The organism is Nocardiopsis terrae (assembly GCF_014651695.1).
Taxonomy (GTDB): domain Bacteria; phylum Actinomycetota; class Actinomycetes; order Streptosporangiales; family Streptosporangiaceae; genus Nocardiopsis; species Nocardiopsis terrae.
The window spans coordinates 289105-305626 of sequence record NZ_BMXJ01000008.1 but is presented as its reverse complement, the minus strand read 5'-3'; the positions used below and the strand labels follow the sequence as shown (position 1 = coordinate 305626).

11 protein-coding genes and 1 pseudogene are annotated in these 16522 nt (G+C 70.8%); 5 read left to right on the top strand and 7 right to left on the bottom strand.

All coding sequences use genetic code 11. The features are described 5' to 3' along the window. Positions 1 to 48 precede the first annotated feature (48 nt). Positions 49 to 1467, bottom strand: coding sequence for an alanine/glycine:cation symporter family protein (locus tag IE195_RS23195; protein WP_191275194.1), 1419 nt, complete (start codon positions 1465 to 1467; stop codon positions 49 to 51). A gap of 204 nt (positions 1468 to 1671) precedes the next feature. After that, the gene (locus IE195_RS23190) at positions 1672 to 1935 is read right to left on the bottom strand and encodes a DUF6457 domain-containing protein (RefSeq protein WP_191275192.1); all 264 of its coding nucleotides are present in this window, start codon (positions 1933 to 1935) and stop codon (positions 1672 to 1674) included. Positions 1936 to 2148: 213 nt separating this feature from the next. Between IE195_RS23190 and IE195_RS23185 the strand changes: the two genes are divergently transcribed. Further along, complete coding sequence (locus IE195_RS23185) at positions 2149 to 3330, top strand: glycosyltransferase family 4 protein (protein WP_191275190.1); 1182 nt, start codon at positions 2149 to 2151, stop codon at positions 3328 to 3330. Between the two features lie 212 nt (positions 3331 to 3542). On the opposite strand, the gene IE195_RS23180 is transcribed toward IE195_RS23185, so the two are convergent. Then, positions 3543 to 4868: a pyridoxal phosphate-dependent aminotransferase gene (locus IE195_RS23180; RefSeq protein WP_191275188.1), complete on the bottom strand. Its 1326-nt coding sequence runs from the start codon at positions 4866 to 4868 to the stop codon at positions 3543 to 3545. 146 nt (positions 4869 to 5014) lie between these two features. Between IE195_RS23180 and IE195_RS23175 the strand changes: the two genes are divergently transcribed. Then, entirely contained in the window at positions 5015 to 5968 is a 954-nt protein-coding gene (locus tag IE195_RS23175; RefSeq protein WP_191275185.1) for a LysR family transcriptional regulator, read from the top strand. 207 nt (positions 5969 to 6175) lie between these two features. Here IE195_RS23175 and IE195_RS23170 read toward each other — a convergent pair whose 3' ends face one another. Together IE195_RS23170 and IE195_RS23165 are read right to left on the bottom strand one after the other, a co-directional pair. Further along, positions 6176 to 6505, bottom strand: coding sequence for a hypothetical protein (locus tag IE195_RS23170; RefSeq protein WP_191275183.1), 330 nt, complete (start codon positions 6503 to 6505; stop codon positions 6176 to 6178). A 228-nt stretch (positions 6506 to 6733) separates the two neighbouring features. Then, positions 6734 to 7223 (bottom strand): annotated as a pseudogene (locus tag IE195_RS23165) (glycosyltransferase); the annotation flags it as partial. 152 nt (positions 7224 to 7375) lie between these two features. On the opposite strand from IE195_RS23165, the gene IE195_RS23160 reads away from it, so the two are divergent. Next, positions 7376 to 9145: a beta-N-acetylhexosaminidase gene (locus IE195_RS23160; RefSeq protein WP_191275181.1), complete on the top strand. Its 1770-nt coding sequence runs from the start codon at positions 7376 to 7378 to the stop codon at positions 9143 to 9145. A 1051-nt stretch (positions 9146 to 10196) separates the two neighbouring features. Here IE195_RS23160 and IE195_RS23155 read toward each other — a convergent pair. Both IE195_RS23155 and IE195_RS23150 read right to left on the bottom strand, forming a co-directional pair. Beyond that, on the bottom strand, positions 10197 to 11435 hold the full coding sequence (locus IE195_RS23155; RefSeq protein ID WP_191275179.1) for an alanine racemase: 1239 nt from the start codon (positions 11433 to 11435) through the stop codon (positions 10197 to 10199). A gap of 141 nt (positions 11436 to 11576) precedes the next feature. Further along, positions 11577 to 12578, bottom strand: coding sequence for a glycerophosphodiester phosphodiesterase (locus IE195_RS23150; RefSeq protein ID WP_191275177.1), 1002 nt, complete (start codon positions 12576 to 12578; stop codon positions 11577 to 11579). A 251-nt stretch (positions 12579 to 12829) separates the two neighbouring features. Between IE195_RS23150 and IE195_RS23145 the strand changes: the two genes are divergently transcribed. Next, positions 12830 to 14410 (top strand): hypothetical protein, encoded by a 1581-nt coding sequence (locus tag IE195_RS23145; protein WP_191275176.1) that lies wholly within the window; start codon positions 12830 to 12832, stop codon positions 14408 to 14410. Between the two features lie 298 nt (positions 14411 to 14708). Beyond that, positions 14709 to 16511 (top strand): gamma-glutamyltransferase family protein, encoded by a 1803-nt coding sequence (locus IE195_RS23140; RefSeq protein WP_191275174.1) that lies wholly within the window; start codon positions 14709 to 14711, stop codon positions 16509 to 16511. Positions 16512 to 16522 lie beyond the last annotated feature (11 nt).

The window sequence follows — 16522 nt, the reverse complement described above, 5'->3', positions numbered from 1 at the left end:
CCGGTTACACGGGCTCGGGTGCGCTTCTCCGTGACGCGCGAACGGACCCTAGCCGCGCACGTCGTCCATGACGGCGTCCGGGTCACGCCAGTCGGGGTGTCCGAAGAACTTCTTGGTCTCCGCGACGATGACCGGCGACAGGAGCAGCAGGCCGACCAGGTTGGGCAGGGCCATCAGGCCGTTGGCGATGTCGCTGAACAGCCAGACCGAGTCGAGGGTGGCCACAGACCCGACGAAGATGACCACGATGAACACCAGGCGGTAGGGCAGGACGAGCCCGCGGCCGCCCAGGAACTCCACGCAGCGCTCTCCGTAGTAGGCCCAACCGAGCAGGGTGCTGAAGGCGAACACCGCCACCGCGATCGCCACGACGTAGGCGCCCGCGGAGCCGAACGCCGGGCTGATGGCCCCCAGGCCCTCGGTCAGCGCCTGCGAGGTGAGCAGGGAACCGTCCTCGGGGTTCTCCACCTCCCAGACACCGGTGGTGATGATGACCAGGCAGGTCATGCTGACCACGATGATGGTGTCGATGAAGGTCTGGGTCATGGAGACCATGGCCTGGCGGACCGGTTGGGTGGTCTTGGCCGCGGCGGCCGCGATGCCACCGGTGCCCAGGCCGGACTCGTTGGAGAAGATGCCGCGGGCGAAGCCCATCTGGATGGCGAGCATGACACCGGCCCCGACGAAGCCGCCGGTGGCGGAGGTCCCGGTGAAGGCGCTCACGACGACCAGCTGGAGCGCGGGCAGGATCGCGGCCCAGTTGACGATGAGCACGAGGAGGCAGATGCCGACGTAGCCGACGATCATGATCGGCACCAGCGCGGAGGTGACGCGCCCGATGCTCTTGATCCCGCCGAGGATGACGGCTCCGGCGAGCAGCATCAGGACCAGGCCGATGATCCACGGCTCCACACCGGTGACGCTGTTCACCTGCTGGGCGACGGTGTTGGCCTGGGTGCCGTTGCCGATACCGAAGGCGGCGATGGCGCCGAAGACCGCGAAGGCGACGCCGAGGAAGGTCCCGAGACCGCCCTTGATGCCGTGCTTGAGGTAGTACATCGGTCCACCGCTCTGTTCGCCCTTGGCGTCGGTGCGGCGGAACTTCACCCCCAGGAGGGCTTCGCTGTACTTGGTGGCCATCCCGAAGATGCCGATGATCCACATCCAGAACAGCGCGCCCGGACCGCCGATGCCGATGGCCAGAGCCGCGCCGGCGATGTTGCCGACGCCGACGGTGGCGGCGAGAGCGGTGCTCAGCGCCTGGTAGTGCGAGATGTCGCCCTCGACGGAGGCGTCCTCCTTGCGCCGGACCAGGGCCAGCCAGAGCGCGTGTGGCAGCTTGAACAGCTGGAGGAGGCGCAGACGGATGGTGAGGTAGACGCCGACGCCCAGCAGCAGCGGAATGAGGACGAAGGGTCCCCAGATGATGCCGCTGACGATGTCAGCCATCTCAAGGAGTTGGTCCACGGGGGATCTCCCTTTCGGTGAGTGTGTGGGGCCGAGGAGGCCAGAGGTGGAACGGGGGACCAGCGCCCTCGGGATCGCGCTGGCACCGGTGTGCGCTGCGGCGATATCGGCAAAGAATGGCACCGACGCGTAACGAACGAATCACGCGTGGTCCACATGCGCGTTGCGTCGCCACAGCGGCTGTTTCGGTATGCCCTGGTTCGGTCAGTTCTCCCGTTCTTCGCCCTGCTCCTCGCCCTGGGCGAGTGCGAGCCTGCTGAGCGCGGCGGCAGCGGCCTCCGGGTCCGCCCCCTGGCCCACGGCCACCCCGAGCAGGTAGGTCGTGAGCGGTGCCGCGGGCCGGGCCACGGAGTGGGCCGCGTCGCGCGCGAGGTCGAGAACGCGGTCGACGTCGGTCTTCTGGAGGGGGTCGGTCCCGGTGAGGTCCAGCTCAGCTCGGACCAGCTCGGACCATTCCACGAGGGTCACCGCACGACTCCTTAGTGCACTCATCTTGTTACTTTTAGTGATCATATCGAGTTCCAGGTCACCAGCCGGTCAGTTGGCCGTGCGGACGGCGTCACCGGCTGATCCACCAACCCGTGTCGGGCCTTCGGGCGCGGTTCTCCCGCCCGGCGGTCCCGGTTCACCCTCCGACCCTAGCGTCGAAAGAAGCGACACCTCGGCGTTGGGAGCCCCCGCATGTCCCCCACACCCCTGCCCACCGTCCACCGTCCGCCGCTACGCGTGGCGATCGTGGCCGAGTCCTTCCTGCCACAGGTCAACGGAGTCACCAACTCCGTGTGCCGGATCGCCGAACACCTCGCCGCCGAAGGGCACCAGGCCCTCGTGCTGGCCCCCGGACACGGGCCCGCCTCGTACGCGGGATTCCCCGTCCTGCGGATGCCCGCCCTCCCCCTGCCCGTCTACCGTGACTTCCCGGTCGGCCTGCCCTCCCGCAGGACGATGACCGCCGCGATCCGGGCCTTCGCACCGGACGTGCTCCACCTGGCCTCACCCGCGCTGTTCGGTGCGACCGCCGTGGACGTGGCCCGAAGGTGGGCGCTGCCGACCGTGGCGGCGTTCCAGACCGACCTGCCCGGGTTCGCCGACCGTTACGGCCTGCCCGGCTCCGATGCCCTGTGGTCCCTGCTGCGCCGGACGCACTCCGCCGTGGACCGCACCCTGGTCCCCTCCTCCGCCACGATGGAGGCCCTCTCGGCCCGGGGGTTCCCCCGGTTGAACCTGTGGCGGCGCGGTGTGGACACCGTGCGTTTCTCCCCCGACCACCGCTCCGAGGAGCTGCGCCGACGCCTGGCGCCGAACGGGGAGGCGATCGTGGGCTACGTCGGCCGCCTGTCCCGGGACAAGCGCGTGGACCTGCTGGCCCACCTGGCCAGGCTCCGCGGCGTCCGCCTGGTGGTGGTCGGGGACGGACCCGAACGGGCCCGGCTGCGCCGCCTGCTGCCCGACGCCGTTTTCACCGGCCAGCGCACCGGGCGGGACCTGTCGCGGCTGTACGCGGCCATGGACGTGTTCGCGCACACGGGAGCGGACGAGACCTTCTGCCAGACCGTCCAGGAGGCGCTGGCCTCCGGTGTGCCGGTGGTGGCCCCGGCCGCCGGCGGTCCGCTGGACCTGGTCCTACCGGAGCGCAACGGGTTGCTGTACGCACCGGACTCGGTCCGGGAGCTGCGGGTGGCGGTGGGCCGCCTGGTGCACAACCGCCGGGTGCGGGCGCGGATGGCCGCCGGTGCCCGGCCGTCGGTGGCGCATCGGACCTGGGCGTCGGTCAACACGGAGCTGGTGGACCACTACCGGGCGGTGATCGCGCCCAGCCACGAGCTGGCCGCCCGCCGGGCGCACGAGGCGCACACGCCCTGATCCGGGGCAGGCCCGAGCACAGATCGGGCCCGGGCACAGATCGGGCCCGGGCACGGGCCGGGTCCGGAGGCCGTGCGGAACACGGGGCCGGAGAAGCACGGACCGGAGAAGGTAACGGGACCCTCCCTGGGAGAGATAGGGAGGGTCCCGTCGTCTGTGCCCGCCTCGCCCCCTTCACGTGGCGGACACGGCTTCGGGGGTCGGTCGCCGGGTCAGTGCACCGGCTGGGCGACCGCCTGCGGGGCCGGGATGACCGTGTTGGGGACTTCGGACAACAGCGACCCCAGGACTTCCGTCAACCGGTCCAGGTGGGCGCGGATCCACGGCAGGGCCAGCGGGTCCCCCGCCGCCAGGGCCGCGTAGCGCCGGTCCTCGGAGTCCCCGTACAGGAGGCTGGTGGCCACCCGCATACGCAGGGCTGCAGAGCTCTCACCGAACTCGACGGCGGGCAGGACGCCCATGCCGTAACGCTCCAGGAGGAGCCCGGTCAGTTCTGGTCCGGTGGCCACACCGTGCAGCGCGGCCAGCCGTTCGCGGACCGGCTCGAAGTCCGGGTAGAGGTAGAAGGCCGCGCTCGGGGCGGCGACCGCGGCTCCGGCCCTGGTGAAGACATCGGCGACGGCGCGGGCCACGATGCCGTGCAGGCGGCGGCTGCGGTCGATGTGGTCCCGGAGCTCGGCGGGCTCGGTGAAGGCGTGGGCTGCCGCCTGCTGGACCGGTGCCGCCGGACTCGACCAGATCTCGCTGGCCACACCGAGCAACCCGCCGCGCAGGCGTCGGCCGATCTCGGAGTCGGGCAGGCGCAGCACACCGATCCGCCAACCGCCCAGGGCCAGGTTCTTGCTCAGGCCGGTCGAGATGACCGTGCGCTCGGGCGCGTACTCGGCGGGGCTGTGCACGACGGCGCCCTCCCGCTCCCCCTCCCCCGGGTGGACCAGGTCGCGGTAGATCTCGTCGGAGATGATGACCAGGTCGAGTTCCCGGGCGACCTCGGACAGGCGCCGTACCGTCTCGGCGTCGGCGACGGTCCCGGTCGGGTTGTCCGGGACCGTGACGACCACCGCGTTGACGGTGCGCCCCTGTTCCCGGGCATCGGTGACCGCGGCGTGCAGAAGGTCGGGCTGGGGTACGCCGCCCTGGCCGGTGGCGGTCGGCACCATGATGGGGCGCTGGCCGACGAGGCGGCTCTGCGCGGCGTAACTCACCCAGCTGGGGGCGGCGATGGCGGTGTCGCCGCCGATCTCCAGAAGAAGGCTGTACAGCAGGGGCTTGCTGCCGGGGCCCGCGATGACCGTGTCGGGGTCGGTGGGCAGACCGCGGCGGGCCCAGTACCCGGCGGCCGCCTCGCGCAGTGCGGCGGAACCGGCGACGGGCCCGTAGGCGTTGGCGCCGTTGCTCGCCGAGAGCTGCTCCCGCATGACCGGGTGCACCGGCAGACCCGCCTCACCGAACCCGAGCGGAAGCACGCGCACCCCCTGGCGGCGCTTGTCGTTGAGAGCTTCGTTCACGGCGAGGGTCGCGGACACAGTGACGGTCATGGATGACTCATCTCCGGCTTGTCGTTAGGCACCGGCCACCGGTTGAGCTGTGACTCCGTCCAGCTGGTGGCCTTCGATCACAAGCCTGCCCATGATCTGTCATCAGCACAAGCGAGTCTTTTCGATGCTGAGCGTAAGCTGTTCTTATGCTCGATCTTCGACGCCTCCAGCTCCTCCGCGAGTTCAGCGCCCGCGGCACCATCGCCGCGACCGCGAGCGCCCTCGGTTACACGCCTTCGGCCGTGTCCCAACAGCTCGCCACCCTCGAACGGGAGACGGGGGTGGCGCTCCTGGACCGGTCCCCGCGAGGGGCCGAGCTGACCGACGCCGGCCAGCTCCTGGTGAACCAGTCCGAGGAGATCCTTGCCCTGGTGGAGGCGACCGAGTCAGTACTCGCCGAACAGTCGGACATCGCCCTGGGCGTGGTGACCGTCACGGCCTTCCCGACCGCCGCGGTGGCCTTCGCCCCGCTGCTGGCCCCTCCCCTGCGCAGCCATGAGGGGATGCAACTGGTGCTGCGGCAGACACTGCTGGCGACCGGCACCCAGAAGGTGCGCTCCCGCGAGGTCGACATCGCGCTGGTCGATGACTGGACCGGCCAACACCCCGGGCGGGGGCCGGACAGCGGCCTGCGGCACGTGCACCTGTTGCGGGATCCCATGGTGCTGGCGGTCCCGGAGGACCACAGGCTGGCCGACACGGAGGTACCGCTGGTCCTGGACCAGATGCTGGGCGAGTCGTGGATCGTGGCACCGGAGGGCGAGCGTTCGCGTTACGGGACCGAGAAGCTGTTCGCCGAGGCCGGCGGGTTGCCCGCGGCAACATGGGAGTTCGAGGGGCTGGGCACGATCCTGAGCCTGGTCTCCCGGGGCATCGGGATCGCGGCGGTTCCGGCGCTGGCCATGGTGGGCGCCCCCGCCGGGCTGGTCTACCGGCAGCTGCCCTCTCCGCCGGAGCGGCATGTGTACGCGGTCCTGCGTCCGGCCTCGTTGCGGCGCCCGGCAGTCCAGGTCACCCTGGCCGCCCTGCGCGACGCCGCCCGCAGTGTGGAGGAGGAACTGAGTCCGGTCTCCCCCCGGGTTCAGGGCCCGCCGAGGTAGCGCGGCCGTTCCCGAGGCCGGCGCCGGGTTCGGGGGCGGCCGGGAGGTCGCGGATGCCGGGACGCGGCAGCCGGGGGCGGGGCAGCCGGGGGCGGGGCCCAGGACCGCCAGGAGTGACGGAGCGACTGGAGACGGAAATCGGCCCGCCCCCGACGGGGACGGGCCGTGTTCTGTCTCTTTTGTGCCGGTTTCCAGGGTCAGCACCGGTCACGTTTCGTTACCCTTCCGACGCGCCTTGTCGATCCTGCGGCGGAGCTTACGACAGACGTGGCGAGCTCGGTCGCGGTCGTCGCGGGCGTTCCACCAGCGCGCGTAGGCTTCCAGTCTTCTTTTGCGCAGGGACTCAAGCTCGGCCTCCATCCGGTTCACCCGGTGCTCCAGGTCGATCCGCTCGCGTTCGAACGACGACATGTCACGCTCGTGGAACCCCGCCTCACGTTCGGCGCTGACCAACCGATCCGTGAGGCCCTCGGCGACGTTTCCGCCCCGGGCGATCCGGCTGACGCCGGCTTGTCCGCTGATGCCTTCGAACCACACAGTCTCTGGTCTTTCCGGAAACAGCCCATCATCACCGATGGCTACGCAAAGAATACGGAAAGTGGCAAAAAGGACTTTTGGCTATGATTCGCTTGCCTTCCTCCAAACGCTCCCCCGCGGACCGGACCCCGGGAGCCGCGACGGCCCCGTCCGCCGACGACACCGGCGGTCCCGCCCATGCGGAGTAGGCGACCTACGCGCACCAGGCGAGCCAGGCACACCAGGTGTGCTGACCATGGCGCGTTCGGCCTCCGAGCGGGCCGCGCCACCGCCCCGGAGCCGGTGGTAGGCCCCCTCGAAGCGCGCCGGTGAACGGCGGTGATCGTGCTCCGGAGCGAGCTCCCCGCCCTCGGCCCGACACGTTCCGGTACCGCTCCGGACCGAGCACCGCCAGTCGGCGGCCGGCCAGGCGCACCGGCTCCCCCGCCGGGAACAGGAAACCGTCACAGCCTTCCCCGACCAGGTGCGGCAGGGCCATCGCGTCGGCGGCGACCACCGGGAGCCCCGTCGACATCGCCTCCAGCGTCGCGATGCTCCGGAGTTCGGCGACGCCCGCGATCGCGAAGACGTCGGCCGCTGCGTACACCAGCGGCATGTCCTCGTCGGACACGAAACCCAGGAAGAAGACCCGCTCCGCAACCCCCAGCTCAGCGGCGAGCGCGCGCGGTTCCCCCGCCCGCTGCCCGGCGCCGGCCAGCACCAACTGCACGTCCTGCTCGTCGGCACTGCCCCGCCTTCAGCCGGGAACCGGGTATCGGGCGGCTCAGAATGAGAGAGCGCTCGGGGCCGATTGACGGGCGGCCTGTGCCCTCGCCCCCTAACGTGGCACTATGTCCGTAATTGGTCTAGACCGGACAGGAGCAGTAACCCGTGCCTGACTCTCCCCACCCCGACACACCCTCCCTGCTGCCGCGCCCCCAGAAGGTGGAGGCATCCGGGTCCGACGGCCTCACCCTCACCGCGGCCACCCGCGTCTCAGCCGACCGCGCGGCACGGGGCACACTCACCTGGCTCCAGCGCGAACTGGGCACCGCCACCGGCCTCCCCCTGGCCACCGGTGACGAGGAGAACGCCCAGATCCGTCTGAGCGTCGACCCCAGCGCCGGACTCGGCCGGGAGGGCTACCGCCTCATCATCGACTCCGAGGGCGCGATCGTGGTCGGCAACGAACCCGCCGGCGTGTTCTACGGGGCGCAGACGCTCCGCCAACTGCTGCCCCCCGACGCCTACCGCACGGCACCCCTCGGCAAGGCCGAGTGGCGGCTGCCCGCGATCAGCATCACCGACGCACCCCGCTTCCGCTGGCGCGGCGCCATGCTCGACATCGCCCGCCACTTCCAGCCCAAGCGCGAAATCCTGCGTTTCATCGACCTGCTGGCGCTGCACAAACTCAACGTGCTGCACCTGCACCTGACCGACGACCAGGGCTGGCGGGTCGAGATCCGCCGCTACCCCAAGCTGACCGAGGCAGCATCCTGGCGCGCCCAGAGCCAGCTGGGGATCTCCGAACCGCCCGTGTTCGACAACCGCCCGCACGGCGGCTACCTCACCCAGGACGACATCCGCGAGATCGTCGCCTACGCCGACGCCAGGCACGTCACGGTGGTCCCGGAGATCGACGTCCCCGGACACTCCCAGGCGGCCATCCACGCCTACCCCGAACTCGGCGAGGCCGGTGGGATCCCGGTCGGCACCCAGTGGGGCGTCTTCGACGAAGTCCTCGCGGTCACCGACAACGTCCTGGAGTTCTACCGGAACGTCCTCGACGAGATCCTCGAACTGTTCCCCAGCACGTACGTGCACGTGGGCGGCGACGAGTGCCCCAAGACCCAGTGGCGGAACAGCGCCTCGGCCCAGCAGCGCATCAGGGAGGAGGGGCTGGCCGACGAGGACGAGCTGCAGAGCTGGTTCATCCGCCAACTGGACGACCACCTCACCAAGCGCGGCCGTCGCCTGGTCGGCTGGGACGAGATCCTGGAGGGGTGGCTCCTGGAGGGGCAAGGAGAGCAGGAGGGGCAGGAGGCACGGGATGGGGGTGACGCGGCCGAGGGCAGGGTCGGGCGTCGGGCAGGTCTGGCCCCGGGCGCCACGGTGATGTCCTGGCGCGGCGAGGAGGGCGGCATCGCGGCCGCCCGTGCCGGACACGACGTGGTCATGGCCCCAACCGCCACCTCCTACCTGGACTACAAGCAGTCCGACAGCCCGGACGAGCCGGTCCCGGTCGGCACACTGCTGCGCTGGGAGGACGTGTACGCGAGTGAACCCGTCCCCGTCGGCCTCACCGAGGAGGAGGCCCGGCACGTCCTGGGCGCACAGGTCAACCTGTGGAGCGAACACATCGACAGCCAGCGCAAGCTGGACTACATGGTCTTCCCGCGCCTGTCGGCCTTCGCGGAGAAGGTCTGGTCCGAAGGCGAACGCGACCACACGGAGTTCGAGCCGCGGCTGCGCACCCACCTGGAGCGCCTGGACGCCGTGGGTGTGGAGTACCGGCCGCTGGACGGTCCCCGGCCCTGGCACACCAGGCCGGGTGTGTACGGGTGGGGTTACTACCCGGACGGGTCGGAGGGGTCGGCCGGGGCAGACGGATCGGACGGGTCGGACGGAGAAGGTCCTGGCCAGGACCGGGCCGCAGGCTAGCTCCGACTTCCCGAACAGGCCCTGGTCGAACGCCGAACCGGGGCTCTGGTGGTTAGCCGCACCCCGGACAGGGGGCACTGCGGACTGGCCCGGCTAACCCAGAAGTACACCGGAGGTGGTTGTCCACAGCCCCGCCCGTCCGGAGTGGCCACACGGGCGGGGCCTGGTGTCTCCTTGTATTTGGGGGGCTTCGTTTCCAGCCCGTCTCCGCATGCCCGGAATCCGCATGCCCGGAAGAGGGATGAGCTGAAACAGGTCGGCCCCCGCGGCCGAACGGGCTCACCGGAACTCCCCCTGCCCCCACCGCTCTGGGTCTTCGGCCGGTTCCTCTCCCCAGTTCTGCGCACAACGCCTGACCGTGCCGCGGCCGGTCCTTGCCTGCTGCGCCACGGCAGCAGAGGCGAGTGGCGAGCGGCCGCTGGGGGCCAGCTGCGAAGCCCGCGGCGCCCGAAACCCCGCCAGTCGGGTGTCCGCTGCTTCCGAAAACCGCTGAACCGCGGTGATCTTGCTACCAGGGGCGATATCGGCGCCGATATCGCCCCTGGTAGCAAGATCACCGCGAAAAGGGGGGCGGGGCTAAGCACAGGCCACGGCTGGACCCGAGTGCCGGGCGCTGATCACGGGCGGACTGAGGCCTAAACACGAAAGGCCGTGTTTTACCGGACGCGGCCCGGAGGCCGTCAGGCCCCGGGAAGGGAGTGATCCCTGACCGCCCCGACCACACGCCCCCGTTTCCTGACAACCGACGATCCGCCGTCGTAGCGAAGCGGGTCAAGGTGGAGCGCCCGGAGCGAAGCGAGGACGTACGACCTCGACGCGCGAAGCGAAAGACGGCCACCATCACGCGGCAGGAAACGGGGACGCCCCCACACCTGTCAGACCCCCAGACCAGTGATCAACCCCAGCTCACAGGTGTCTACCGAAGCAGATTCATGGGGGCGGATTCGGGCGGGTTGTGGTCGGGGTTCAAGACCCGCTGTGGTGCAGGGATCTACCGGAGTGGCGCCTTCAAACGTCTGTGGTGGGGATCAGGACACCCCCTGGGGTGCTGTCAGAAGTACGTCGCGATCGCCTCGACCACGCGGTACCCGTCGTCCACGACCGGGATGACCTGCCAGCGGTCGAAGGCCGTGCACGGGTGGGAGATCCCGAAGGACAGCAGGTCGCCGGGGCGTACGTGGAGCCCCTCGGGGATGTTCAGGTAGGCGTGGTGGTCGTTGAGGTTGGTGACCTCCACCCCGTCCGCCGGAACGGAGGTGCCGTCGGACCTGCGCAGAGCCCTCGGGACGGGGAATCCCTGGTCGTGGTTGGCCTCGCGTCGGCCCATCCCGGCGATCGCCAACCCCTCCTCCGGGGTGGAGGTGACCTGCGCCCACAGTTCCAGGGCACCGGCCAGCGCGTCCCCTCCCTCCGGCATCCGGTTGTAGGGGGTGGTCCGCCGGTACAGGCCGTCGTCGTGGGCGACATAGGCGCCGCTACGCAGAACCGGGAGTACGTCAGAGCGACCACCGATCACCTCCGCGACCACGTCGAACCAGGCGCTGCCGCCCACCGACAGCACCGGGCGCTCCAGTTCGTGTTCGGCGGTGAGCGCGGCGGCGTCACCCAGGAGGTCGCCCAGGAAGCCGCGAACCCCCTCCGCGTCGCGCAGCGGCCCCTCGTAGCCCGCCACACCGGCCAGTTCCAGACCCGGGGCCCGCACGACCTCCCGGGCCACGTCCAGGAGCGCTTCCCTGGTACGGCACCCGGTGCGACCGCCCGGGACGCCGCGCTCCACCACCACCCGGAGCGGGCGGCCGCCGTCGCGTTCGACGGCCTGGGAGGCGACTGCGACCCCCTCGGGCGAATCGACGTAGAACAGGAAGTCGAAACCGGGGTCGGCGTCGATTTCGGCCGCCACCCAGCGCAGGACCTTCGGGTCGAGGAGTTCGTTGGCCAGCAGGATGCGGTTCACACCGAACCGGCGAAAGTCGAGGACCTGGTTGGCGGTGGCGGCGGTGATGCCCCAGGCGCCCGCGTCGAGCTGGCGCTGGGTGAGCACCGGGGACATGGCGGTCTTGCCGTGCGGGGCGAACAGGAGCCGGTGGCGTTCGGTGAAGTCGGCCAGCGCCGCGAGGTTGCGGTCCAGCGCGGAGGCGTGCAGGACCATGAGCGGCCAGGTGAACGGTCCGGTGAAAAGGTGGTCCCCACGGGCGGCGAACTCGTCCAGGGTGACGGGGTCCCCCGGCCACCACAGGCCCTTGGTCCGCCAGTCAACGAGTTCGGTGGGGATGGACAGCCGGTCGTTCACGTGGCCTCTGCTTCCTGTCCGAACCGGTACAGGCGGCCCGTAGGCCACCCGAAACCGGGTGCGTTTCGGGGTGGTTCGCCACTGATCCTCCCATTGGGTGGCCCCGAAAACACCCCTTCGGGCGGCCCGAGGGGAGAGGGCTCAGTGGGAGACCGGCTCCCGACCGTGCGCGCGGGCCGCCTCCGGGGCCCTGGCTCCGAGGAACTCGTCGATGACCCGCTGGCCGACGTCCGGGAGGTCGGTGATGAAGCCGTCGACCCCCATGTCGAGCACCCGGGCCATGACCTCGGGGTCGTTGATCGTGTACGGCATGATCTCCAGACCCGCGGCGTGGACGCTGTCGACGTACCCGGCGTCGATGGTGGTGTGGTTCGGGTTGATCATGTGCGCCCAGTCGAACTCGTCGATCCGGTCCTGCGGGACGCGCCCGAGCAGAGCGTGCGGGACGGACGGCAGAAGGCCCTTGGAGAGTTCGACGGACTCCCAGTCGAAGCTCTGCACGACGAGACGGTGGGATTCCCCGGGTGTGTTGGGGACCAGCCAGTGCGGGCGCCTGGCGAGTTCGACGGCTATCTGATGCTCGATGCCCGGGTAGAGCTCGGGTTCCTTGACCTCCAGGAGGAGGTTCATGTCGAGCACGTGGAGGCGGTCCAGCGCCTCAGCGAGGAGCGGGACGGGCTCGCCTTCGAACTCGTCGCCGAAGAAGGATCCGGCGTCGAGTCGGCGGATCTCCGCCAGGGTGAAGTCGGCGACCTCGTACGGGGCCCGGCCCGGAAAGACCTCGGCGACGTCGGTGGTGCGGTCGAGACTGGTGTCGTGCATCAGAACTAGGTGGTCGTCCGAGGTGAGCTGGACGTCCACCTCCACGGTCCGGGCACCGAGGCGATGGGCTTCGTCGATGGCGGCGAGGGTGTTCTCCGGGGCGTACCCGGAGGCGCCGCGGTGGGCGACGGCGAGGAGGGGGCGGGACGGCGGCGGCTGCTGGGGCAGAGGGGTGCTCGCCCGGAGGCTCACCCTGGCTGAGTTCTGGCCCGCCTTCTCGGGGACGGTGGCCCCGAAGGTCGGGGCCGCGAGCGCGGGGCTCGCGACGACGGCCAACGACAGTGATACGGCTCCGACTACGAATCCGATGCGATGGTGCACCGGGCCTCCCAAGTACGCGTGGACTGGCCGACTGCTACCTCAGGGTGAGCGCGTTTGGTGACCACATGGTGACCGTGCGCGGAGCAGCCGGTGATCCGCCGCCCATCTTCTGGTGGCCTAGAACCCACCGATCAAACTCACCCTATGCATGCCATTGATTACTTCATGTCCGATTTTTGACTGGATGACCCTCGATAATTACCGAGAGTCCTGGAAGCATCACAAGTAGTAGTCGATGGGAAGGAGCCCGTATGCGCAAGCACCACACGAGGTGGGTCGCGCTCTGCAGTGCCGCCACCATCTCCACAGCGGGGCTGGTCGGCGTCGCCGGGCCCGCTGCCGCGGACGACAAGGAAACGCGGACGTTCAGCTGGCCGGTGGTCCGGCAGGGGGTGTCCACGTACAGCGTCGACGGCTACGAGATCACCTACCTGCCCGCAGGCCTGGAGCGGTACGGCATCAACGCCGCGTCCACGACGGACCGCCAGGGGAACAGCCGGTCCCAGCTCTCGTGGACGCAGGGACCCGACCAGCTGTACGGCAGGGTGACCGTACTGCGCTCGGAGCGCCTCCAGGACCTGGACTCCCTGCGCGAGAGCCGGTACAGCCACCTGTCGGAGAGCTCTCTGGAGGAGCTGGAGCCCAGCGAGTCCTTCGAGCACGGCGCCTACCTGTCCCAGGAGACCGGTGACCTGTTCTGGCTGGACAGCCCCGGCGTGGCGCTGACCACCCATCTCCAGCCGGACCGCTGGGAAAGCTCCGAACTGGTAAAACTCGCCGAGGCCGTCTCAGTGGAGGAGGCCCCGGAAACCGGGGAGAGCGAGACCGCGGCGGAGGAGGCGGAGACAGAGACCGAGGAAACCGAGGCTGCTGAGGCGGAGGAGACCGAAGAGCCCGAGGAGGCGCCCGCCGAGGAGCTCCCTGTTGAGGAGGTCGTCGACGAGGCCCCGGCCGAGGAGGCCCCCGCAGAGGAGGCACCTGCGGAAGGGGAAGCTCCGGTCGAGGAGACCCCGGCCGAAGGGGAAGCTCCGGCCGAAGGGGAAGCCCCGGTCGAGGAAGCGCCCGCGGAGGAGGAAGCCCCCGCAGAGGAGGCCCCCGCGGAGGAGACCCCGGCCGAAGGGGAAGCCCCGGTCGAGGAGACCCCGGCCGAAGGGGAAGCTCCGGTCGAAGGGGAAGCCCCCGTAGAGGAGGCACCTGCGGAAGAAGCTCCTGCGGAAGAGGAGGCCCCCGCAGAGGAGACTCCGGTCGAGGAAGCACCCGCGGAGGAAGCGCCCGCGGAAGAGGAAGCCGTCGACGGTGACGAGGCGACCCCGGTCGGAGACACCGAGGAGGAGGCCGCTCCCCCTGCGGAGGCCGACCTCCCCGCCAACGCTTCCTCGCGTGAGGTCAAGACCTGCCTGACCGAGCACTTCGTTGACTTCAGCTCCGGAGAGACCGGCCTTGACGCGGCGGAGATGACCGCGACCAGCGGAGAGTTCGTCGAGAGGGCTCTGTCCGCGAACGACCTCGACGACGCCGAGCGCGACCGCCTGCTGGCCACCGTCTGGTACTACGGCCACGAGGACGACAAGGTGGCCGCCACCGACGCCTGCGCCCAGCGGTTCGACATGGAGCGCAGCGAGGTCGAGGACGTGATCGCCGAGATCGCCGACCTCATCGCACAGGTGGTCCAGGACGCCAACGAGAGCATGGCCAACGCCGTGGACGGGGCCGAGAAGGCGGCCGACGAGGCGGAAGCGCCCACCGAGGCCGTCACCGACCCGGTTGACGCCGAGGAGTGGGGCGAGCTGTGGGACTCCCTGCCGTGGAGCTTCCCCGTCGAGACTCCCTAGCCTGAGAGCTCCCCGGATCGCGTGACCGGAGCCCGGTCGTGGCCGAACAGCGGCTGCGACCGGGCTTTCCGGTGCTCACCCCGGCAGGGGCAGGACCCGGCGGGTCCTCCCCCCGGAAACAGTGACCAACGGCCCGAATCACCCGAAAAATCAACATCCAGACCAAGCCATGCTGTACCGTCACCCTCGTTCGGCCGGTGCCCACCGGCACCAGCCGCCGACACACGTCCGCCCCGGCGCGACACCCCCGGACCGGTGGCGGCCCGCCCTTCCCCCACTCGCAGGAGGACCAGCCCCCATGCCCGGCTTCACCACCCGACCCGAACTGCGCGGCGACTTCGGCATGGTCGCCTCCACCCACTGGCTGGCCAGCGCCACCGGCATGTCCGTCCTGGAGCGCGGCGGCAACGCCTTCGACGCCGCCGTCGCCGCGGGCTTCACCCTCCAGGTCGTCGAACCCCACCTCAACGGCCCCGGCGGCGAGGTCCCGGTCCTCTTCCAGGCCCGCGGCGGCGCCCCGCGCGTCCTCTGCGGGCAGGGGGTCTCCCCCGCCGCCGCCACCATCGGGGCCTTCTCCGGCATGGACCGCATCCCCGGCAGCGGCGTCCTCGCCGCCACCGTCCCCGGGTCCTTCGACGCCTGGATGCTGCTCCTGCGCGACCACGGCACCATGACCGTCCGCCAGGTCCTCGACCACGCCATCGGCCTGGCCGAACGCGGCTACCCCGTCCTGGACCGGATCGCCGCCGCGGTCGAAGCCCTCGCCCCCGTGTTCTCCCGGCACTGGGCCGGGTCCGCCGCCCTCTACCTACCCCACGGGACCGCTCCCGCCGCAGGCTCCCGGCTGCGCAACCCGGCCCTCGCCGCCACCTACCGCAGGATCGTCTCCGAGGCCGAAACCGTCGGCAGCGACCGTGAAACCCAGATCGAGGCCGCCCGCCGCTCCTGGTCCCAGGGGTTCGTCGCCGAAGCAGTCGGCGCCTTCCTCTCCTCGCCCGTTCCCAACGGCCTCGGCGAACCCCAGCAGGCCCTGCTGACCGCCCAGGACATGGCCGACTGGAGCGCCACCTACGAGGATCCCGTCAGCGTCACGCACGGCGCCCACACCGTGCACAAGACCGGCCCCTGGGGGCAGGGCCCCGCCATGCTCCAGCAACTCCGCACGGCCGAGGTCCTCGGGATCGGATCGGACGTCCGGGAGGGCGTCAGTGCGGACTTCGTGCACCGGGTGACCGAGGCCGCCAAACTCGCCTTCGCCGACCGCGAGGCCTGGTACGGGGACCCCGACTTCACCGACGTCCCGCTCAAGGAGCTGCTCAGCGCCCGCTACGCCGCCGAGCGCTCCCGCCTGGTCGACGACGCCCGCGCCTGCCTCGACCTGCGCCCCGGCTCCCCCGGCGGCCGCGCTCCCTTCGAACCGCCGTCGTACCTGCCCGGGGACGCCCCCGGCGACCGCACCACCGGCGAGCCGACCGTCCGCAACGCCGCCGGGTCGGGTCAGGCCGACCTCCGAGGCGACACCTGCCACCTGGACGTGGTGGACGCCGACGGCAACATGGTGTCGGCGACCCCCAGCGGGGGCTGGCTCAGCAGCTCCCCGGTCATCCCCGAGCTCGGTTTCCCGCTGGGCACGCGGGCACAGATGTTCTGGCTCGACCCCGCGTCCCCGAACGCCCTCTCACCGCGCCGCCGCCCCCGCACCACCCTCTCGCCCACCCTGGTGTGCCGCGAGGACGGTGAGGCCGTCCTCGCGATCGGCACCCCCGGCGGCGACCAGCAGGACCAGTGGACCACCACGGCCCTGCTGCGCGTCCTCAACGGGGTCGACAACCTCCAGGAGGCCCTGGACACCCCGATGTTCCACACCAACGCCTTCCCCAGCTCCTTCCACCCCCGGGAGACCGTGCCGGGCGACCTGGTCGTCGAGCCGCGTGTGGGTCGGGACGTCATCGCCGAGCTCTCCCGGCGCGGCCACCGGGTGCAGGTCGCCCAGGACTGGTCCCTGGGGCGCCTGGCCGCCGTCGCCCGCGACCCGGAGAGCGGTGAACTGCGCTCGGCCGCGGATGCTCGGGGAAACCAGAACTACGCGTCCGGCCGCTGACCCGAAGGAAG